Origin of the sequence: Brachybacterium kimchii (assembly GCF_023373525.1) — a bacterium.
GTDB lineage: Bacteria > Actinomycetota > Actinomycetes > Actinomycetales > Dermabacteraceae > Brachybacterium > Brachybacterium kimchii.
This window is the reverse complement of sequence record NZ_CP097218.1, coordinates 994991-1013466: the sequence shown is the minus strand read 5'-3', so window position 1 is coordinate 1013466 and position 18476 is coordinate 994991. Positions and strand designations below refer to the sequence as shown.

Sequence of the window (18476 nt, the reverse complement as noted above, 5' to 3'; positions counted from 1 at the left end):
CGCTGATCGGGCCCGCCGGGCGCCTCATGGAGATCCCCTACACCGACACCGAAGACGTGTCGCGTGAGGACCGTTACTCGGTGCAGACGACCCTCGAAGGGCGTCGCCGGGCGCAGCATCTGCCTGGATCGGCGCGCACCTGGAGCGTGAGCATCCCCGTCGGGCACCCTGAGGACCTGCTGCATCTCGACGCGTTCGCACAGGGCGCCTGGGGGCCGGGCCCGTGGCACTGGCTGCCCGTGCAGGCGCAGGTGGGGAACCTCCTGACGCCGAACGAGGCAGCACTCCTGGAGCGCGCGACCCCGGCGTACACGCTCGACGGGGGGCCTCTGCAGACGCCAGACGGCACATGGACGCCCAGGTCCCTGCTGGTGGATCTCGAGACCGGCTCCGATTGGCTGTTCAAGGGCATCCCGGTGCTGCCGGGCCGGCCGTTCACCTGGTCGCTCGATGTCATCGGCGACGGAGTGAGCGCACCCGAGCTGATCACGATCTACAGCGACCTCGACGGCAACCGCATCGGAACAGGAGACCGACGCGCCTCAAGCACCGTCAAGGGCTTGCACCGTACGTCGATGACTCTGACTCCTCCGGCTGGAGCGGCAACGGTCGACGTGGGAGTGCGTTCCACTGTCAAGCGTCTCGCTCGACCCCAGCTGTCGTGGACTCCTGTCGCTACCCCGTACACGACTGGGCACGGGTGCCGTACTGCGATCGTCGACGGCCTGGAATCAGCGCTGAAGACCATCGACCAGCACGGGCCGGTCAACGCCGTGAGCTTCACCGTGATGGAGGTGTCCTGATGCAGGAGGGCTCCCTCGCAGCTGGTGTCCCCCAGTGGCGCCGCCGAGTAGAGGTCAACGGGATCGCACGGGAAGCGGAGTCCCTCTCGTTCGACGCCGAGCTCTCCTCGGACATGCCAGACGCGATCGGCGGGGTCTCCGGCATTAAGCCCCGCACGGGCACGATCAAGTGGTCCCCGCAGGCGGCAGTCGTGGATGTGCCGGCGTCGCCTTGGTCCCGCCGCAACGGATGGCCGCCCTCCCCGGGCGATCGCGTGGATGTCTGGGTCGGGGACACCGGCACGACCTGGAAGGTCTTCACTGGGAGGATCGACAAGACCACCGGTGACGTGGACACCCTGAGCTCGAGCATCGTGGACGACTCCGACCAGCTTGACCGGGTCATCACGATCGAGCCCGTCGCCTATCAGATGCCCGGGATGATGCAGTCCAACGGCGTCTACCGCGAGTACGTGCCCGTCTACGTGCGCCCCTGGTACGCGATGTACAAGTGCCTGCGGGCGGGCGGCTGGGGCGTGTCCACGCCTTCGGGGGCACAGGGCCTCACGGTCGTGTCCGTCGACATGCAAGGCTCGTTCTACCCAGACCTGGGGACGATCGGCCGTTCCACCGACGATCTCGACCTCCAGTATGGCGACGGGTTCACATACCAGGCCGCCGGGTCCATCTCGTACGAACCTCGCGAGCACGCTGCCTACTCGACAGGCGATGGGGTCCGCGTGTGGCTCCGCTGGACCGGAGTGCAGGCCGTCGCCTACCTGAGGTTCTCGGACGACCGGGCTCTGCGCTTCTACCTGACGCACAACCCGTCCGGGGCGACGTCCCTGTGGATTCAGGCCTCCTCCGGCGGCACTGTGCCCAATGGGGGGATGCTGATCGCTGAGACCACGGTCAACCTGCAGGTCGACGCGGCTGACGGCTCCCAGTGGATCGAGCTGTTCATCCCCGCCGGCGGGCAGACCATCCGGTACACAGCCCCCACAGTCAACACTCCTTCGGGCACCCGCAACGGGGCCGCGGAGTCCACGATCACCCTCGGGACGACGTTCAACACCGGGACGACCCTGTCGCTCGTCACGTTCACGGGCAGCCTCGTGGCCGCACGAGTCGGGAACCTGACGCTCACCCAGTGGCGCGGCTTCTCCTCCCACTCCGTGGGATCGAAGGTCCGGCATTGGGGCCGCAGCGATCTGGTCCGTCTTCAGCAGATCCAGCGCACGCTCGAGAACGTGTCCGCCTCGGAGGTTCTCGACGAAGCCTCCGAAGCGACGCTCACACCGATGTGGCTGGACGAGACGGGCACCATGCAGGTCGCCGCATCCGATGTGCTCTACGCGCAGCGCGCCTCGCACACGGTCACGACCGCGCAGGACATCTTCTCCCTCGGCTGGGAGGAGTCCCTCCAAGCCACCCGCCGCACCGTGCACGTGAACTACCAGGCCGTCGCCTACAACTACATGCGGCAGGAGCGGGTGCTGCTGTATCAGCCATCCTCAGCAGCTCAGCTCGATCCGAACGGCGTCGTCTACGAGGAGTTCATCAAGCCCGACGACGACCAGGAATGGATCTGGCCGGACACCACCCTGGCCGACGTCAACGGTCACGTCGACGACTTCAACCACGGGTACGGCAGCTTCTACGGCGCCAGCGTCGACAACAGCCTCGGCGTGAACACGTGGGGACGCCAGCTCACCCCGAAGATCGAACGGCTCGGCCTGCGCACCCTGAAGTTCTCCATCTCCACGGCGGACACCAGGACCATGGAACTCTCCACCCCGGACGACGAGGAGACGCTGTACAAGCGCCGCCGGGGCGTCACCCTCCCCCTCATCCGCGGGTACGGGCTCGTGACCCTCGCGGACGCATCGAAGGACGGGACGACGACCGGCCCGACATGGGCGCCGGACCTGACGCACGAGCTCGACTACTGGGGCCGCGAGGACGACGCGCAACGCGTCGCGGACTGGCTCTCGGAGCGACTCGCGACCCCGCTGATCACCCTGACGGATCTCGAGATCGCCTACGACCCCAGGATCCAGCTCGGCGACGTCATCCTCGTCGACTCCACCACCTTCCTCGGGTTCTCCGTGGAGGTCCTCGTGATCGGCAAGTCCGAATCCCACGGGAGCGACGGCTCAACCCTCTCCCTCACGGTGCGGGTCGTGCGAACGATGACGACGTACGCGACCTATGAGGCGTTCGAAGCCGCCTACCAGGGCCGCCACTACTCGGCGCTCGAGTCCGCCTGGGCGGGCGCCCGCTACATCGACATGGAACGCAAGCCCCTTGAAGGAGGTGCCTGATGGTGAAGTACACCGGCAGCGAGTCGCTGCCCTACCCCGAGGCCGGGGACGATATGAAGATCCAGTCGCGGGACATGAAGGCCCTCGCCGTCGCCACGGATCAGGCTCTCGCACGGGAGAAGCTCGCCCGCACCGAAACAGACGAGCAGACGGCCACCGCGCTCGACGACATCGAGGACCGCCTCGAGGCCACGGAGGTCACCCTCGAGTACGTACCCACCGTGGAGCCCACCGATGGTGAGTGGATGCTCGCTGAGACCGACGAAGCCGGGAAGATCTCCCGGGCCGTCGACGCGCAGGCCCGCACCTGGCTTCGCCTGCACCCGGACTCCGAGGGCGTCGTGAACCCGACCGTCGCCGGGGAGATCCAGCCACTGAGCGTGGAAGGGTGGGCGTGGGCGGTCACCGACGAGACCGGCCAGGTCGCCCTCGGTGTCCGCACAGACGGCACCGCCTACACGGGCGACGCCGCCACAGCCACGCAGCCCTACGACGTGGTCCTCCTGATCGGCCAGTCGAACATGAAGGGCCAGGGCCAGCCATCCGCAGTGCGTGACCCGTGGCCGGGCGTGGACCAGTACCCGGCGGCGAACAAGCCCGAGGCCGGCCGAATCCTGTCCGCGACAGAGCCCCTCCTCCACCAGGGCCCGGTCACGAATGCGACCGGCACCGGGTTGGGCATCCCGTTCGCGCGCCGCTACCGGCAGGAGCAGCCCGGCCGACGGATCCTCATCGTGCCCTCGGCGTGGGGCGCCACGGGCTTCTCCACCTCGGCGCCCGCGCAGGGCGGCACATGGGACTGGACCGCCCCGGACGATGGCACGAACCTCGCGATCAACGCAGTCCGCCAGTGCAAGGACGCCCTGGCCGCTGCCGGTGACGGGGCGCGCCTGACGGGCATCCTGTGGCATCAGGGCGAGGGCGACACCGGCATCGCCGACCAGTACGCGGCCAAGCTCGACGGGCTGATCGACTGGGTGCGCGAGCAGCTCGACGCCCCCGACGTGCCGTTCGTCGTCGGCCAGATGTCCCCGGACCGGCAGGGCGGCGCGGGCGGCGTCACGATCGACGCGGCCCACCAGCAGACCCCCGCCCGCCGAATGTTCACGGCGTTCGCCCCCACCCCACCAGGGATGCACAACCCGGGCGACCCCACCCACCTGTCCACCCACGCCCTCGAGGTCATGGGACGCGGCTTCTTCGACGCTCTCCAGCGCGCGAGCTTCAACCGGCCCGGCGTCGGCCCAATCGGCCCCGAACACGTCCGCGCGCACCGCTCGGGCGACACGGTCACGGTGTCCTGGGACGCGGCCTGGTGCCGGGCCACGGACTACCAGGTCGAGTGGCGCGCCCCGGGCGGCACCTGGGCGGCCACAGGCGTCACGCACACGCCCGCGCTCGGCACGACCGCCACGCTCACGGCCACTGGCCCGGTCGAGGTGCGAGTCACCACCATCAACGAGACCGGCGAGGCCACACCCGTCGTCACCACCGCCTGAGGAGGCACCCCATGACTCTGCAGATCGTCGTCCCCGGAGTGTTCACCGCGGCGGGGCTGCCCGACCTCGGCCTCCTCGGGTTCACCGACACGTTCGAACGCGCGGACACGACCACCCTGGGATGGACGGAGAAGCCCCGTAGAGCGTGGCAGGTCCAGTCCACCCAGTCGACCGAGGCCGGCATCATCGGCGGGGAGGCTTACACCCGGACCACGAGCGGCACCACCCACTCGGTGGCGACCGCTGATGCGCACACCGCGGACGGCACCTTCGAAGTTACCCTCGGCGCATTCGCGGCCGGCCAGTTCGGCCCCGCCTTCCGCGTCTCCTCCCACACGTCCGCGTTCCGCCTGTGCTCGATCGACGGCGCGCTCTACCGCCTGAACCGTGTCGACGGGAGCACGACCACAGCCCTGTGGAACAGCAGCGGGATCACCCCGACGACCGGTGACCGGCTCAAGGTCGTCCTCGACGGCGCCTCGATCACCGTGTACGTCAACGGCACGAAGGCCACCCAGGTCACCGACTCGTTCAACCAGATGGTCACTCGCCACGGGTTCTGGAACAACACGGCCACGACTGCGAACCGGATCCGGGACATCGCCTTCACGGTATGAGGCTCACTCAGAGCCTTGGTCCGTCTCCACCCATCCGTTCCTGAGCGGGACGAAAGCGCGCGCGGGGCGGGTCTCGGTCGCCGGGTAGTCCACGCGCACGGGCTTCACGTAGTCGCCCTCGTCATCCTCGAACGTCTCGAAGGTGACCTCGGCTTCCTCCTTCGGGAGCTCAGCCCAGGAGAACAGCGAGGCGGATGAAGCATCAGACATCGGAGCAGCCTTTCCATGCGCACGGGGTCCTCTCCCCCTTTGGAGGGTCCTTCTGCGCAATGGCACGAAGGTATTGGACAGTCGCACACCCCGATGGCTCTTTCGTCCGATCGTGACCGTTCGGACGCCGACCCGTGACACGGCTGTTATCAGCCAATACCCCAGCCACTTCCAGACCGCCCCTCGCCTGAAGGCAGGGGCTCTTCTCATGCCCAGGAGGCACCCCATGGCCACGAAGTGGGCCTCGCTCCCCGCGAACTACTCCAACAAGCGGAAGGTCGAACGCCTCGACCCGGCAGCTGCCGCATCCCTGCACCGCATGTCCTTGCGCATGGTCCCCGGGGCCGGCGCGAACTTCTCCATTTACTCGGCGCTGCGCACGCATGCGGAGCAGGTCGCCCTGTTCACGGCGAACTACACGCCCGCCGGCCGCGGCCGCCAGCTGTCTACGGACCGTGCCTACCAGGGGCAGATCTGGAAGCGGAAGGCCGGTGGCGTCTCGGTCGCCTCCCCGGACCTCGGGTCGAACCACGAGGACGGCAAGGCGATCGACATCCACGGGGCCGAGATCCAGAGCTGGCTGGCGAAGAACGGTCTCCGGTTCGGCTGGTCTCACGACGAGGGCGCACGCGTCGGCGAGGCTTGGCACTACCGGTACATCGCCGGCAAGGACCAGTACCGGTCCGAGGGCACCCCGAAGATCGCCGCCATGCAGAAGGCCCTCGGTGTCACCGCGGACGGCAAGATCGGCACCGGCACCGTCGCGAAGATCAAGGCGTTCCAGAAGGCGCACAAGCTCACGGTCGATGGGATCGCCGGGCCGAACACGCAGGCGAAGATCCTCGCGGGAAAAGGTGAGGCCGCCCCCGAGGCGGCCACGCCGACGCCCACCATCCCCACCGTCGTGACCGCGACCCCGGGATGGATGCCCGGCGTCGACACGTCCCAGACGTGGACCGGGAACAGCCACAAGGCCGACGTCACGAAGATCGTCCTGCACACCACGGAGGGGTCCGGGTTCATCGACTACCAGGGTGGGAAGGTCGCCCCGCACTTCACCGTGCACCGCGACGGCCGGATCCGGCAGCACTTCCCGACGACGCAGTCCGCGAAGGCACTCGAGCATCCCGCCGGGACGGTCGAGACGAACAACGCCGGGTGCGTGCAGATCGAGTTCATCGGCTCCTGCGACCGCGCCTATGCCGCGAAGAACGGCCTGTTCTTCACCGAGGACGCACAGGACGAAGACCTCACGGGCCTCGCGGCCGTCCTCGCCTGGATCTCGGCGGCGCACGGCATCCCGCTCACCGTCGACGGCCTCACCTGGCCCACGACGAACGCGGCCTACACGAGTGCCCCGCAGCGCATGAGCGACAGCGAGTGGCTCGCCTATGCCGGCGTCTGCGGGCACACCCACGTCCCGCACAACTCCCACTGGGACCCCGGCGCGTTCCCCGTCGCGCGGCTGCTCGCGCTCGCCGGTGGCGCGCCGGCGGCCGTCACCGGCAAGCCCGCCACGAAGCCTGCCACCACCGTGACCCTCCCCGAAGGAAAGGCCCTCCTGATGAAGCTGAAGGATCTGCCGGACTACCCGCTGCTGCGCACTGCGGAGCACCTCTGCTACTACGGCGACGAATCGAAGATCGAGTCCGTCTCCGGCAAGTCCCCGAACTCGCTGAACCCCGGCGAGATCTTCGGGACCGGGAAGTCCTCCGGTGCGCGCGGGCTCAAGGCGTGGCAGAAGCGACGCGGCATCACGGCCGACGGCCGCTTCGGTGCCGGCACCGACAAGGAGGTCCGCGCCGTCCAGAAGAAGGCCGGCCTCACGGTCGACGGGAAGCTGGGGCCGACGACGTTCTACGCGGGCTGGCTGGTGTGAGCCGGGAGGCCACCGACACGGGGTCGATCGAGTCCCCGGTCGGAGTCGTCGGCCACGTCCTCGCGCGCAACCGCACCTGGGCGCTGCGCTACATGGGAGGGAAGGGCCTGGCGATCGCCCTGATCGGCCTGTCGTGGATCGTGCAGCCCTCCGCCGGTCGCGCGGCAGGCATCGAGTGGATGGACCTCGTCCAGCCCTGGATGATCGGCAGCGTGTGGATGCTCGCCGGCCTGTGGGCGGCGATCGCTTCCCGCACCCGGGCCCTGGCGCTGCACAAGGTGGCCTGGTTCGGGCTGATCGCCACCCCGGCCATCACCGCGCTCTACTTCACCGTCTCCTGGGTGTACGCCCTGCTGCCCGTGGACGGCGGCTCGCAGCGCGGCTGGATCACGGCCGCCTCCTACGTCGCGTTCTCCATGGCCTACTGCGTGGCGCGTCTGCACCTGGAATCGGAGGAGATCTCAGAGGCGTGGGGTGATGACTGAATGGATTCCACCATCATCGGCATCGTCGTGTCGGCCGTCGTCACGTTCGGCGGCGCCTGGATCGGGCTGAAGGCGACCCGGTCCACGAACCAGGGCACGGACCTCGCGCAGGCAGCCAGCTACTGGAAGTCCGCCGTCGAACGGCAGGACATCAAGATCGCCGCGATGGACGTGAAGATCGAGAAGGTCACCTCGGAGAACCGGACGTACCGGCGCACCCTCGTCGGCGTCATCGAGCGGCTGCAGCGAGTGCCTCCGCCCGCGCACAACCTCGTCCTCGAGTACATCCACGACAACGTCCCCTCTCTGAAGGAGAAGCCATGAGCGACACGACCATCACCCCTCCCGCGCAGGTGGGCGTCTCCGAGAAGGAGCCCGTCCTCACCGCCGGCGCGATCATCGCCCTGATCGAGGCGATCCTGATGGGCCTGACCGCGTTCGGCATCGCCGTCACCCCGGACCAGCACGCCGCGATCGTCGGCATCGCCGGCGCGATCCTCGCGATCCTCGGCGCCGTCCTCCCCAGCCTCCACACGCGCGGGAAGGTCACCGCGAACCCGAACGTCGTCGAGCACGTGCAGGACGGCGCCGTCCTCGCTGGCGAAGCCTCCGAGCTCCCCACTGGCGACCAGATCCGCCAGGCCGGAGACCTCTACGACGGTTACACCGACCCGCTCGCAGAGGACGCACCCGCCGAGCTCGACGAGGATCCCGACGACGTCCTGACCGCCGCCGAGGCTGCCGAGGTCGACGACACCGTCCGCGAGCACACCCATCGGGCGGGCGACGATGGCTGACCACGAGTGCCCCGAGTGCGGGGCCCGCTACGGCTCCGAGGCTGCCCGCGACCAGTGTGCGTTCCGAGATGCGGAAGCGGATCGAACCGAACGCGCCCGCCAGCGACACCGCTGACGTAGCGTGGCGAGAGGCGGCCATCGGGAGCCCCTGCGGCGGGGGCTGGCCGCCTCGAGCGGGGTCGTCGCTCCGCTCCCGGTGCCCCCGCCCCTTCCGCTGGGGTGGGGGCACTTCCTGCGCAGTGTCGGACTTGCCCCCACGAATCTTCCCCACGCCGTAGAGTGGGTTCTGGTGGCTCTCTTGATTGAAGCCCGGGAGTGTCCACCCCTGGAGTGGCACACTTCGAGAACGTCCCCGTCTCCCGTACCTGGGAGGCGGGGACATTCTCGTGCGCAGGAGTACGCTTCGTGGATGGATGACATCGTCGTTCTCCACGCGAACAACACGCACCTCTACCCGGGCGCGCAGCTGCAGGCTGACCGGGAGGAGCCCTTCCTCGCGATCCACACCGACGTCGTCGTCCTGTTCACCGACCACTCCCGCGCAGAGGGAGCCGTGCGCCGCTCGAGCGACGGGTTCGTCCTCCAGGTCGACCGGTACGTCACCGACGCAGGTTCCCACCTCGCCGCGAAGACCTGGTCGCTCACACCGCACGACGGCATCTTCACAATCAGCGGCCGGCTCGTCTGAAGCTCCGAGCACCGCGAGGCAGCGGCCGAGAGCGCTCGAACCGGGCTAGCGGCACCCGCACCCAAGGCGTAGCATCCGCGCCAGGTGACTTCTTCTGTGGACCGTCGGGGAGGTTACCACGTCGCGGGGACTGCCTATCCCGCAACCACAATCGCCCCCACCTTGACCTCACGGTCGAGGCGGGGGCGTTTTCATGGGTTCGGATCAGGAGCGGCGGTGATCGGCGATGACCTTCATGAAGTCCGCGCTGTCGACATCCAGCAGGCTCGGATCATCTGATGATGCGAGGAGCTCGTCGGCGATCGCGTCGACGTCGAAGTCGTCTGCGGTGCTGCTACTCGGCCCGTCCTCGCGCTGCGTGATGGTGTCGCTGATGATGACCTTCAGCTGCTCTCGATCCACGGCGACTCCTTCGTAGGGAAGTCCGATCGTAGTCCTTCCTTGTTATCCACATCTCATCCACATCGGTGTGGGCCGCGGGTAGGGTCGCCACTCATGTGGACCGAGAACGAACAGCGCACCGTCGCCGACATGCTGCACGCCGGCCCCGCTGAGGACATGGCATCCGAGTACGTCGCCCTCGCGTGGGATCGGCACGGCGCGCTCGTGAGTCCGGACGAGGCACGGCTCGCCGTCGCCCGCTGGAGGAGGTAGCCCGCAAAGTGAAGCGCCCCCATCCTGACCTGACGGTCGGGGTGGGGGCGCTTTCGTGCGTTCCGGGTCACTCACTCGGTGCCGGAGCACCAAACCGAACCTTGCCTCGCTCGATGGTTGGCAGGATGTAGCTGGCGCCCACGCTGCGCTGAGTGAGATTTCCGAGCGCCTCCCGGATGTACGGGAAGAGCGTCATGATCCCGACCTCGTCGGCGAAGTCGATGCATGCATCGTTCGTCGCCTCGAAGTCGGCTTCCGCTTCGTACTCCGCTGCGGCATCAAGCTTGACCAGCCAGTCCCGATGTCGAGCCTCGAACTCGACCCGGATCCCGAGCTGCGGGCCTGATTGGCGGGTCCGAAGTCCGAAGTCCATCGAGACCTCACCGTCTTCGAGCTCCTCGTCTGGTCGCTCCTGGGAGTGGTTGGGGCCTCCCTCGTTGAGCTCCGACAGCTCCACGAGCATCTTGTAGAACCGGACGTCCTTGAGGACGGGACCCGGCCCTGTGACGATTTCCGACGCTGACTTCAGCGGGGACATGCTCTCCTCAGGCATGCGCGTACGCGCTGTTCTGGACGATGGCCTTGCCGCGCTTCGGCACGATCGCTCTGATCGGTGCGTTCACTCGAGGTTCATGGCGGACGGACCACTCACTCGGTACGGAGCGCTCGCAATCGTCCACAACAATCGTCCGCAGCATGGCCTCTACTGCCATGGCGTAGCGATGAATGGTGGACAGCGTGGGGTTGCTGTCGTAGTGCTCGAACGCGGCGACGGTGGGCTGGGTGACGCCCATACGCTCCGCGACGTCCTTCTGCGTGAGCTTGTGCTCCTTGCGGATGGCGATCAGGGTCTCCATGAGCTGCTCGCGGTCATCGACGAGTCGCTCGGCCCGCTTCTCGAGTCGATCGAGGTTGGGTGCTGACATAGACCAGACTCTATATCCACTCCGAGTAGACGTCCACCACTCAGGTGCGCGGGGTCACGGGCCAGCCTGCAGCCTCAAGCCGCAGATACTCAGCGAGAGCTTGCTCAATCTCGCGGTCCTGAGCGCGCTTGTTCTCTCCGTCGGTGCCGGCTACGAACTTCTCGTGAGCACGGATGCCCACGATGCAGACTCCGAGCTTCGCGGGCTCGCCATGGAGCAGCCGCACCGACACCTTCCGGTGCGCCTCGTCTGCGCCCTCCTCAGGGCGCTCCAGGACATCGATATCGCTCCACCGAATCTCGTATAGCGGCACCCTGCCATCGCTGACGGGCTTGAGCTCCGAGCGTGGACGTAGCTCACCCCGTGACGCCTTCTCGATGCGCTTCTTGAACGTAGCCCGGACGTAGGCCTTGCTGTAGGGCGACCACAGACGCGTTCCGCTTCCTCGGATCGCTTCGAACAGCGCGTCTACCGCCGCCGCAACATGCTCGCGCTCTTCGGAACTCGAGCAGCTGAGCCAATAGACATCAACGCGCAACCCGCCCGTGGCATTGGACGATCGCTCGTGTTGGTGCACGTCCCCGATCATATGGGGCACTCGAGCAGGGAATCGCACATTACGCAGGATTCGCCTTCTGCCACACCCGCACCCACCACGGATCCGGCCGCCGGCCGTGCCCGCGCTTCGTGCCCTCGAGGTGTATCCGCTCGAGTAGCCACCGGCGGAGGTGTTCCTCGAGCTCGTCGTCCCGACCGGTCCACACCAGCGCCGTGTAGACGATGGAGTCGTCCGCCGTCGACACCCGCACCGAGTAGCGGGGCAGTGACTCGTCGCGGTGCCAGGGCATCGACTCGACCGGGGTGCCGCCGCCGATTGTGAGTCGGTAGCCGATGAGGACCGAGGAGACGATCTGCTCGATGCGCTGCGACGCCTGGTACTGGTCGACGTCGCTCACGCCGCTTCCCAGTCGCCAGGGTCCTGTGACTCCTCGCCTCGGCGCGCGCACTCGTCGTCGGCCGGCGGCGTGGGCGGCTCGAAGAGCGGGTGCACCTGCTCTTCGATCCTCATCCGCACCTCGCGCGCCCACTCCGCGTCCCGCTCTCGCATGCTCCTCGTCATGGGTGCAGTGTGCGCCAGCTGTCGGACGTTCAGAATCCGGGGTGTGCTCAAACTGTGCTCAACTCGCATCCGAAGGCCCCCTCGTCTGAACGTCGTTGCAGGTGAGGGGGCCTTCTCTCTGTGGGTCAAGAGGGACTCGAACCCCCGACATCCACGGTGTAAACGTGGCGCTCTGACCAGCTGAGCTATTGACCCGAGGACGGACCCGCAGGCCCGTCGGTGCGGATGCGGGAGCCGTCGGAACGGACCCGCAGGCCCGTCGGCCGTTCAGGCCTGGCGGCTCGCGAGCCGCGTGCCCGACCACTCGGGGGCGAGGTTCTGGTTGCCCATGGTGCGCAGACCCGAGGTGCTCGCCGCCTCGTCGATCTCCGCGGGCAGCACGTGGCCGTCGCGGCCGGCCTTCGGGGTGATCACCCAGATCGGGCCGCCGGGGGACAGCATCCCGAGGCAGTCCACGAGGGCATCGGTGAGATCGCCGTCGCCCTCGCGCCACCACAGCACGACCGCGTCGACCATCTCCTGGCTGTCCTCGTCCTCGAGGTCCGCGTCGATGAGGTCCTCGATCGCATCACGCAGCCCGAGGTCGACGTCGTCGTCGTAGCCGAACTCCTGGACCACCTGGCCCTTGCTCAGCCCGAGGCCCTCTGCGGTGGGACCGGACGCGGTGGCGTCTGCCGACGGTGACAACGAAATGCTCCTTCTCAGCTGGGGACAACGATGGGAGGAGGACGTGGGCCCCCTCCTGCTCGCGCCGAGTCTATGCCAGGACATCGCGCCGGTCACATCGTCGTCGCCGAGAACGGCCGATCAGGGGCGATAGGCGCCGATACGGACCGCCCCGCGAGCGCGGCCCCGCCCCGAGCGCGACGTGAGCGAGTCATCAACCACACCCGTCCCACCGGGGCCTTCCGGCACGCACCCCGCGGGTACGCTGTCGGAAGACGAGGTCCGGGGTCTGGTCCCCGATTCGCGAATCGCATCGGCGCGACCCCCGGATCCACGCCCTGCTTCGGAAGAGAGAAGGACAGCGTGACCACGAACGACACCCCGCGTCCCATCGGCATCAACCTCCCCGCGCACGCGGAGGATCCGGATCCCGAGGAGACCAGGGAGTGGCTCGACTCGGTCGACGAGCTCATCGAGCATCGCGGCGACGACCGGGCGACCGACGTCCTCCAGCACGTGATCCAGCACGCGCGCCAGGCCGATCTCCACCTTCCCGACTCGCTGATGACGGACTACGTCAACACGATCGAGGTCGAGGACCAGCCGGAGTACCCCGGCGACCTCGCGCTCGAGAAGGAGATCCGCAACATCATCCGCTGGAACGCGGCGATGATCGTGCACCGCGCGCAGCGCCCGGGCGTGGGCGTCGGCGGGCACCTCTCCTCCTACGCGTCGATCGCCTCGATGTACGAGGTCGGCTTCAACCACTTCTTCCGCGGCCGCAAGCACGAGGGCGGCGGCGACCACGTCTTCTTCCAGGGCCACGCCTCCCCCGGCATCTACGCCCGCGCGTTCCTCGAGGGCCGCCTGTCCGAGGAGCAGCTCGACGGCTTCCGCCAGGAGAAGTCCAGCGCCACGGGGATGCCCTCCTACCCGCACCCTCGCGCGATGCCGGACTTCTGGGAGTTCCCGACCGTGTCCATGGGCATCGGCCCGGTCAACGCGATCGAGCAGGCGTCCTTCGACAAGTACATCCAGAACCGCGGCCTCAAGGACACCTCCCAGCAGCACACCTGGGCGTTCCTCGGCGACGGCGAGATGGACGAGGTCGAGTCCCGCGGCGCGCTGCACATCGCCGCCAAGGAGCACCTGGACAACCTCACCTTCGTGGTCAACTGCAACCTGCAGCGCCTGGACGGGCCGGTACGCGGCAACGGCAAGATCATCCAGGAGCTCGAGGCGCAGTTCCGCGGCGCCGGCTGGAACGTCATCAAGGTCGTGTGGGGCTCCGGCTGGGACCCGCTGTTCTCCGCCGACGACGACGGCGCGCTCGTGGACCTCATGAACGCCACTCCCGACGGCGACTTCCAGACCTACCGCGCCGAGAACGGCGGCTTCATCCGCGACAACTTCTTCGGCCGCGACCCGCGCACGAAGGCGCTCGTGGAGTCGATGAGCGACGACGACATCTGGTGGAAGCTCAACCGCGGCGGCCACGACCCGGAGAAGATCTTCGCCGCCTTCCAGGAGGCGCTGGCGCACAAGGGCCAGCCCACCGTGATCCTCGCGCAGACCATCAAGGGCTACCGCCTGGGCAAGAGCTTCGCGGGCCGCAACGCGACCCACCAGATGAAGAAGTTCACCCTCGAGGACCTCAAGGCGCTCCGCGACACCCTGCAGATCCCGATCGACGACGAGCAGCTCGAGTCGGGCAGCGTCTACGACGCCCCCTTCTACATGCCGCCGGCGGACTCCCCCGCCATGCGCTACCTGGAGAAGCGCCGCGACGTCATGGGCGGCGGGGTCCCCGAGCGCAACAACGTCCACAAGGCCATGGACCTCCCGGGCGACAAGGCCTACGAGGTCGTCAAGCGCGGCTCCGGTAAGCAGGAGATCGCCACCACGATGGCGCTCGTGCGGCTGCTGAAGGACCTCATGCGGGACAAGGAGACCGGCAAGCGCTGGGTCCCGATCATCCCCGACGAGGCCCGCACCTTCGGCATGGACTCGCTGTTCCCGACGGCGAAGATCTACAACCCCGACGGCCAGAACTACATCTCCGTGGACCGCGACCTGCTGCTCGCGTACAAGGAGTCGGCCCAGGGGCAGATCAAGCACATGGGCATCAACGAGATCAGCTCGACCTCGGCCTTCACCGCCGCGGGCACCTCGTACTCCACGCACGACCTGCCGATGATCCCGTTCTACATCTTCTACTCGATGTTCGGGTTCCAGCGCACGGGCGACTTCTTCTGGGCCGCGGGCGACCAGATGGCCAAGGGCTTCGTGATCGGCGCGACCGCCGGCAAGACGACCCTCGCCGGCGAGGGCCTGCAGCACATGGACGGCCACTCGCCGATCCTCGCCTACACGAACCCCGGCACCGTCATCTACGACCCGGCCTACGGGTACGAGATCGGGCACATCATCCGCGACGGCCTCAAGCGCATGTACGGCGAGGACGACCGCCTGCAGGAGGTCTTCTACTACATCACCGTCTACAACGAGCCGATCGTGCAGCCGGCCGAGCCCGAAGGGCTCGACGTCGAGGGCCTGCTGAAGGGCATGTACGAGCTCGAGCCGGTCTCCGAGGGCGACGGGCCGACGGTCCAGCTCCTCGCCTCCGGCGTCGGCGTGCCGTGGGCCCGCCATGCCCGCGAGATCCTCGCCGAGGACTGGGGCGTCCGCGCGGCGGTCTGGTCGGTGACCTCGTGGACGGAGATGCGCAAGGACGCCATCGAGGCGGACGACCACAACTTCCTCCACCCCGAGGAGGAGCCGCGGGTCCCGTGGATCTCGCAGCGCCTGGAGGGGACCGAGGGCCCGTTCGTCGCCACGAGCGACTACGACTACCTCGTGCCGGACATGATCCGCGAGTGGATCCCGGGCCGCTACGGCGTGCTCGGGGCCGACGGCTTCGGCTTCTCGGACACCCGCCCGGCCGCCCGCCGCTTCCTGAAGATCGACGCGCACTCGATGGTCGTCAAGGCCCTCCAGCTGCTCGCCAAGGACGGCAAGGTCGACCCGGCCGTGGTGTCCCAGGCCATCGCCAAGTACGACCTGCTGAACTCCAACGCCGGCGAGTCCGGCTCGTTCGGGGGCGAGTCCTGATCTCCGCCGCCGACACCGTGTCCGACACCCTGTCCGACACCGCCGCAGCGCCCCCGGCGGGAGCGACCGGCCCGGCCGGCGACGACGTCGGGCCCGCGTCGACGCGGACGGTCCTCACCGGGATCGTCCGCGTCGACCGGACCTCGCTCGACTCCCCCGCCCAGCAGATCTACCAGTGCATCGCGCGCGCCATCCAGGACGGCCGGCTCGTCCCCGGCACGCGCCTGCCCACCGTGCGGGCCCTCGCAGCCGACGTCGAGGTCGCGGTCAACACTGTCGCCAAGGCGTTCCGCCGGCTCGGCGAGGCGGGGCTCGTGATCACCCGCGGTCGTGCCGGCACCGTCGTCGCGCCGCTGGACACCGCGGGCTCCCGCGCCGAGCGCGCCGCCCGCGAGTACGCCGCGGCGGTCTCCGAGCTCGGCTACGACGCCGAGGCCGCCGCCAAGCTCCTCGCCGCCGTCTTCGCCGAGACCGCCTCGGCCGTCGGCCGCGACTAGCATCCCCGGGCTCCGCTCGACCGCATCGCCCGCCCGCATCCCGCGCATCCACCGTCTTCCATCCACACCCCGGAGGTCCTCCCGTGCTCGCCATCGTCTGCCCCGGCCAGGGCGCCCAGAAACCCGGATTCCTCAGCCCGTGGCTCGAGCTTCCCGGTGCCCGTGAGGCGCTCGGCGCACTCAGCGAGGCCGGCGAGGTCGACCTCGCGACCCACGGCACCGTCTCCGACGCCGACACCATCCGCGACACCGCGGTCGCCCAGCCGCTGCTGGTCGCCGCCGGGATCCTCGCGGCCGACGCCCTCGCGACGCAGGCCGCCGACGGGTCCGCCGCGGGCGGCGTCGTCCCGGGAGCCTTCGCCGCGGCGTCGCCCGCCGACCTTCTGGCCGGGCACAGCGTCGGCGAGGTCACCGCGAGCGCCCTGGCGGGCGTGCTCTCCGCGGCCGATGCCATGCGGCTGGTCGCCGTGCGCTCGCGTGCGATGGCGACCGCGGCCGCTGCGGAGGAGACGTCGATGGCGGCGGTCGTCGGCGGCGTGCGCGAGGAGGTCCTGGCGGCGATCGAGGCCGCGGGCCTCACCCCGGCGAACATCAACTCGGCCGCCCAGGTCGTCGCGGCGGGCAGCGCCGCGGGCGTGGCCGCGCTCGGCGAGAACCCGCCCGCCCGCGCCCGGGTGATCCCGCTGCAGGTCGCGGGCGCCTTCCACACCCCGTACATGGCGGGCGCGCGCGAGGAGCTCGCCGCCTTCGCCCCGCAGCTCTCCCCCGCTGCCCCGTCCGTGCCGCTGGTGACGAACGCCGGCGGTGAGAGCATCACCGACGGTGCGCGCTACCTCGAGCTCATCGTCCAGCAGGTCGCCTCCCCCGTGGACTGGCAGGCCTGCATGGCGACCTTTGCCGAGCGCGGCGTCACCGGCATCCTCGAGGTCAACCCCGCCGGCACCCTCACCGGGCTCGCCAAGCGGGAGCTGAAGGGCGTGGGCCTGCAGAACCTCAACTCCCCCGATGACCTCGAGGCCGCGCGCGCGTTCGTCGAGGCGCACGCGGGCGCCGCCGCCGACGACGGTGCGTCCGACGGCGGTTCGTCCGACGGCGCGGAGCGCTGACGTGACGGTCTCCCTGCGCCCGCACCCCACCGTCGCGGGCTCGAAGGTGCTCGCGTACGGCGCCGCCCGCGGCGACCGCACCGTGCCCAACGAGGAGCTCGTCGGCCCCATCGACTCCTCCGACGAGTGGATCCGCCAGCGCACGGGCATCGTCACCCGTCGCCGCGCGAGCGCCGAGGTCGGCGTCGCCGATCTCGCCGAGCAGGCCGGTCACGAGGCGATCGAGGCCAGCGGCGTGGACGCCTCGCAGATCGACGCGATCATCGTCTCGACGATCAGCTTCCCCTACGCGACGCCCTCACTCGCGACGCTGCTCGGCGCGAAGCTCGGCTCCCCGGCCGCGATCGCCTACGACATCTCCGCCGCCTGCGCCGGCTTCTGCTACGGCATCGGCCAGGCGGACGCGCTCATCCGCTCCGGCAGCGCCCGCCACGTGCTCGTGATCGGCGCCGAGAAGCTCTCCGACTTCGTGGATCCCGCCGACCGCTCGATCTCGTTCCTGCTCGGGGACGGTGCCGGCGCGGCGGTGCTCGGCGCCTCGGACGTACCCCTCGTCGGCCCCACCGTGTGGGGCAGCGACGGCGAGAACTGGAGCACGATCCGCATGACCGGCTCCCTCACGGACTTCCGCGACGGCAGGACCCCGTGGCCGACGATGGAGCAGGACGGCCGGACCGTCTTCCGCTGGGCCGTGTGGCACACGGCCGAGAGGATCCGGCAGATGCTCTCCGAGGCCGGCCTCACGGTCGACGACATCGACGTGTTCGTCCCCCATCAGGCGAACATGCGGATCATCGATGAGCTCGCCAAGCAGCTCAGGCTGCCCGAGAGCGTCGTCGTCGGACGCGACATCGCCGAGACCGGCAACACCTCGGCCGCCTCCATTCCCCTGGCCACCCACCGGCTGATCCAGGAGGGCGCGGCGCGCAGCGGCGACGTCCTCGTGCAGTTCGGCTTCGGCGCCGGCCTCGCCTTCGCCGGCCAGGTGCTCGTCCTGCCCTGATCCCGTACCCCGGGGCGTCGTGCACAGGTGATCAAGGCCCTGCGCGTCGCATCGTGCAGGTGCGCATGCGCCGACGCCGTCCCGGGTAGTCTTTCCCTGCCAGCAGTACCCA

Annotated in this window: 22 protein-coding genes and 1 tRNA gene; 14 read left to right on the top strand and 9 right to left on the bottom strand. The window is 69.0% G+C overall.

The window, feature by feature from the left end:
* The first annotated feature begins 26 nt into the window (after positions 1 to 26).
* Genes M4486_RS04940 through M4486_RS04925 form a run of 4 tightly spaced genes read left to right on the top strand, consistent with a single transcriptional unit; the run spans position 27 to position 5222 of the window.
* The gene (locus tag M4486_RS04940) at positions 27 to 803 is read left to right on the top strand and encodes a hypothetical protein (RefSeq protein ID WP_249480023.1); all 777 of its coding nucleotides are present in this window, start codon (positions 27 to 29) and stop codon (positions 801 to 803) included.
* Positions 803 to 3106, top strand: coding sequence for a hypothetical protein (locus M4486_RS04935; protein ID WP_249480021.1), 2304 nt, complete (start codon positions 803 to 805; stop codon positions 3104 to 3106). Before M4486_RS04940 ends, M4486_RS04935 begins: the two co-directional genes overlap by 1 nt.
* On the top strand, positions 3106 to 4605 hold the full coding sequence (locus M4486_RS04930) for a sialate O-acetylesterase (RefSeq protein ID WP_249480019.1): 1500 nt from the start codon (positions 3106 to 3108) through the stop codon (positions 4603 to 4605). The genes M4486_RS04935 and M4486_RS04930 overlap by 1 nt, the downstream gene beginning before the upstream one ends.
* Before the next feature lie 11 nt (positions 4606 to 4616).
* Positions 4617 to 5222: a hypothetical protein gene (locus tag M4486_RS04925; protein WP_249480018.1), complete on the top strand. Its 606-nt coding sequence runs from the start codon at positions 4617 to 4619 to the stop codon at positions 5220 to 5222.
* Positions 5223 to 5225: 3 nt separating this feature from the next.
* Here the strand turns inward: M4486_RS04925 and M4486_RS04920 are convergent, their stop codons facing one another.
* Positions 5226 to 5432 (bottom strand): hypothetical protein, encoded by a 207-nt coding sequence (locus tag M4486_RS04920; protein WP_249480016.1) that lies wholly within the window; start codon positions 5430 to 5432, stop codon positions 5226 to 5228.
* Positions 5433 to 5658: 226 nt separating this feature from the next.
* Here M4486_RS04920 and M4486_RS04915 point away from each other — a divergent pair, with 226 nt between their 5' ends.
* The 5 genes from M4486_RS04915 (at position 5659) to M4486_RS04895 (ending at position 9281) form a co-directional block, all read left to right on the top strand.
* On the top strand, positions 5659 to 7311 hold the full coding sequence (locus M4486_RS04915; RefSeq protein WP_249480014.1) for a peptidoglycan-binding protein: 1653 nt from the start codon (positions 5659 to 5661) through the stop codon (positions 7309 to 7311).
* A complete protein-coding gene (locus M4486_RS04910; RefSeq protein ID WP_249480012.1) occupies positions 7308 to 7796 on the top strand; it encodes a hypothetical protein in 489 nt (162 codons plus the stop codon). Before M4486_RS04915 ends, M4486_RS04910 begins: the two co-directional genes overlap by 4 nt.
* A complete protein-coding gene (locus M4486_RS04905; protein ID WP_249480010.1) occupies positions 7797 to 8120 on the top strand; it encodes a hypothetical protein in 324 nt (107 codons plus the stop codon). It begins immediately after the preceding gene.
* Positions 8117 to 8593, top strand: a complete 477-nt coding sequence (locus M4486_RS04900) for a hypothetical protein (protein ID WP_249480008.1) — start codon at positions 8117 to 8119, stop codon at positions 8591 to 8593. Before M4486_RS04905 ends, M4486_RS04900 begins: the two co-directional genes overlap by 4 nt.
* Before the next feature lie 409 nt (positions 8594 to 9002).
* Positions 9003 to 9281 (top strand): hypothetical protein, encoded by a 279-nt coding sequence (locus M4486_RS04895; RefSeq protein WP_249480006.1) that lies wholly within the window; start codon positions 9003 to 9005, stop codon positions 9279 to 9281.
* 204 nt (positions 9282 to 9485) lie between these two features.
* Here M4486_RS04895 and M4486_RS04890 read toward each other — a convergent pair whose 3' ends face one another.
* Positions 9486 to 9683, bottom strand: coding sequence for a hypothetical protein (locus M4486_RS04890; RefSeq protein WP_249480004.1), 198 nt, complete (start codon positions 9681 to 9683; stop codon positions 9486 to 9488).
* A 93-nt stretch (positions 9684 to 9776) separates the two neighbouring features.
* Between M4486_RS04890 and M4486_RS04885 the strand changes: the two genes are divergently transcribed.
* Positions 9777 to 9935: a hypothetical protein gene (locus tag M4486_RS04885; RefSeq protein ID WP_249480002.1), complete on the top strand. Its 159-nt coding sequence runs from the start codon at positions 9777 to 9779 to the stop codon at positions 9933 to 9935.
* Positions 9936 to 10002: 67 nt separating this feature from the next.
* Here the strand turns inward: M4486_RS04885 and M4486_RS04880 are convergent, their stop codons facing one another.
* The 7 genes from M4486_RS04880 to M4486_RS04850 form a co-directional block, all read right to left on the bottom strand.
* A complete protein-coding gene (locus M4486_RS04880; protein ID WP_249480000.1) occupies positions 10003 to 10473 on the bottom strand; it encodes a hypothetical protein in 471 nt (156 codons plus the stop codon).
* Positions 10474 to 10480: 7 nt separating this feature from the next.
* The gene (locus tag M4486_RS04875) at positions 10481 to 10861 is read right to left on the bottom strand and encodes a helix-turn-helix domain-containing protein (protein ID WP_249479998.1); all 381 of its coding nucleotides are present in this window, start codon (positions 10859 to 10861) and stop codon (positions 10481 to 10483) included.
* A 40-nt stretch (positions 10862 to 10901) separates the two neighbouring features.
* Positions 10902 to 11438 (bottom strand): hypothetical protein, encoded by a 537-nt coding sequence (locus M4486_RS04870; RefSeq protein WP_249479996.1) that lies wholly within the window; start codon positions 11436 to 11438, stop codon positions 10902 to 10904.
* A gap of 40 nt (positions 11439 to 11478) precedes the next feature.
* Positions 11479 to 11817: a hypothetical protein gene (locus M4486_RS04865; RefSeq protein WP_249479994.1), complete on the bottom strand. Its 339-nt coding sequence runs from the start codon at positions 11815 to 11817 to the stop codon at positions 11479 to 11481.
* Positions 11814 to 11981, bottom strand: a complete 168-nt coding sequence (locus tag M4486_RS04860) for a hypothetical protein (RefSeq protein WP_249479992.1) — start codon at positions 11979 to 11981, stop codon at positions 11814 to 11816. The genes M4486_RS04865 and M4486_RS04860 overlap by 4 nt, the downstream gene beginning before the upstream one ends.
* A gap of 121 nt (positions 11982 to 12102) precedes the next feature.
* Positions 12103 to 12176, bottom strand: a tRNA-Val gene (locus M4486_RS04855).
* A 72-nt stretch (positions 12177 to 12248) separates the two neighbouring features.
* Positions 12249 to 12668 carry a DUF3052 domain-containing protein gene (locus M4486_RS04850; protein ID WP_249479990.1) on the bottom strand — a complete coding sequence of 140 codons (420 nt, stop codon included), beginning with the start codon at positions 12666 to 12668 and terminating at the stop codon, positions 12249 to 12251.
* A 342-nt stretch (positions 12669 to 13010) separates the two neighbouring features.
* Here M4486_RS04850 and aceE point away from each other — a divergent pair, with 342 nt between their 5' ends.
* The 4 genes from aceE to M4486_RS04830 all read left to right on the top strand — a co-directional run bounded on the left by aceE (position 13011) and on the right by M4486_RS04830 (position 18364).
* Positions 13011 to 15758, top strand: coding sequence for a pyruvate dehydrogenase (acetyl-transferring), homodimeric type (gene aceE / locus M4486_RS04845; RefSeq protein ID WP_249479988.1), 2748 nt, complete (start codon positions 13011 to 13013; stop codon positions 15756 to 15758).
* A 17-nt stretch (positions 15759 to 15775) separates the two neighbouring features.
* A complete protein-coding gene (locus M4486_RS04840; protein ID WP_249479985.1) occupies positions 15776 to 16255 on the top strand; it encodes a GntR family transcriptional regulator in 480 nt (159 codons plus the stop codon).
* 83 nt (positions 16256 to 16338) lie between these two features.
* On the top strand, positions 16339 to 17361 hold the full coding sequence (locus M4486_RS04835) for an ACP S-malonyltransferase (RefSeq protein WP_249479981.1): 1023 nt from the start codon (positions 16339 to 16341) through the stop codon (positions 17359 to 17361).
* Between the two features lies 1 nt (position 17362).
* Positions 17363 to 18364, top strand: coding sequence for a beta-ketoacyl-ACP synthase III (locus M4486_RS04830; protein WP_249479979.1), 1002 nt, complete (start codon positions 17363 to 17365; stop codon positions 18362 to 18364).
* Positions 18365 to 18476: the final 112 nt, after the last annotated feature.

Coding starts and splice junctions, on each gene's coding strand:
- M4486_RS04940 (WP_249480023.1), top strand. CDS start 27: ATGGAGATCCCCTACACCGACACCGAAGACGTGTCGCGTGAGGACCGT.
- M4486_RS04935 (WP_249480021.1), top strand. CDS start 803: ATGCAGGAGGGCTCCCTCGCAGCTGGTGTCCCCCAGTGGCGCCGCCGA.
- M4486_RS04930 (WP_249480019.1), top strand. CDS start 3,106: ATGGTGAAGTACACCGGCAGCGAGTCGCTGCCCTACCCCGAGGCCGGG.
- M4486_RS04925 (WP_249480018.1), top strand. CDS start 4,617: ATGACTCTGCAGATCGTCGTCCCCGGAGTGTTCACCGCGGCGGGGCTG.
- M4486_RS04920 (WP_249480016.1), bottom strand. CDS start 5,432: ATGTCTGATGCTTCATCCGCCTCGCTGTTCTCCTGGGCTGAGCTCCCG.
- M4486_RS04915 (WP_249480014.1), top strand. CDS start 5,659: ATGGCCACGAAGTGGGCCTCGCTCCCCGCGAACTACTCCAACAAGCGG.
- M4486_RS04905 (WP_249480010.1), top strand. CDS start 7,797: ATGGATTCCACCATCATCGGCATCGTCGTGTCGGCCGTCGTCACGTTC.
- M4486_RS04900 (WP_249480008.1), top strand. CDS start 8,117: ATGAGCGACACGACCATCACCCCTCCCGCGCAGGTGGGCGTCTCCGAG.
- M4486_RS04895 (WP_249480006.1), top strand. CDS start 9,003: ATGGATGACATCGTCGTTCTCCACGCGAACAACACGCACCTCTACCCG.
- M4486_RS04885 (WP_249480002.1), top strand. CDS start 9,777: ATGTGGACCGAGAACGAACAGCGCACCGTCGCCGACATGCTGCACGCC.
- M4486_RS04880 (WP_249480000.1), bottom strand. CDS start 10,473: ATGTCCCCGCTGAAGTCAGCGTCGGAAATCGTCACAGGGCCGGGTCCC.
- M4486_RS04875 (WP_249479998.1), bottom strand. CDS start 10,861: ATGTCAGCACCCAACCTCGATCGACTCGAGAAGCGGGCCGAGCGACTC.
- M4486_RS04860 (WP_249479992.1), bottom strand. CDS start 11,981: ATGACGAGGAGCATGCGAGAGCGGGACGCGGAGTGGGCGCGCGAGGTG.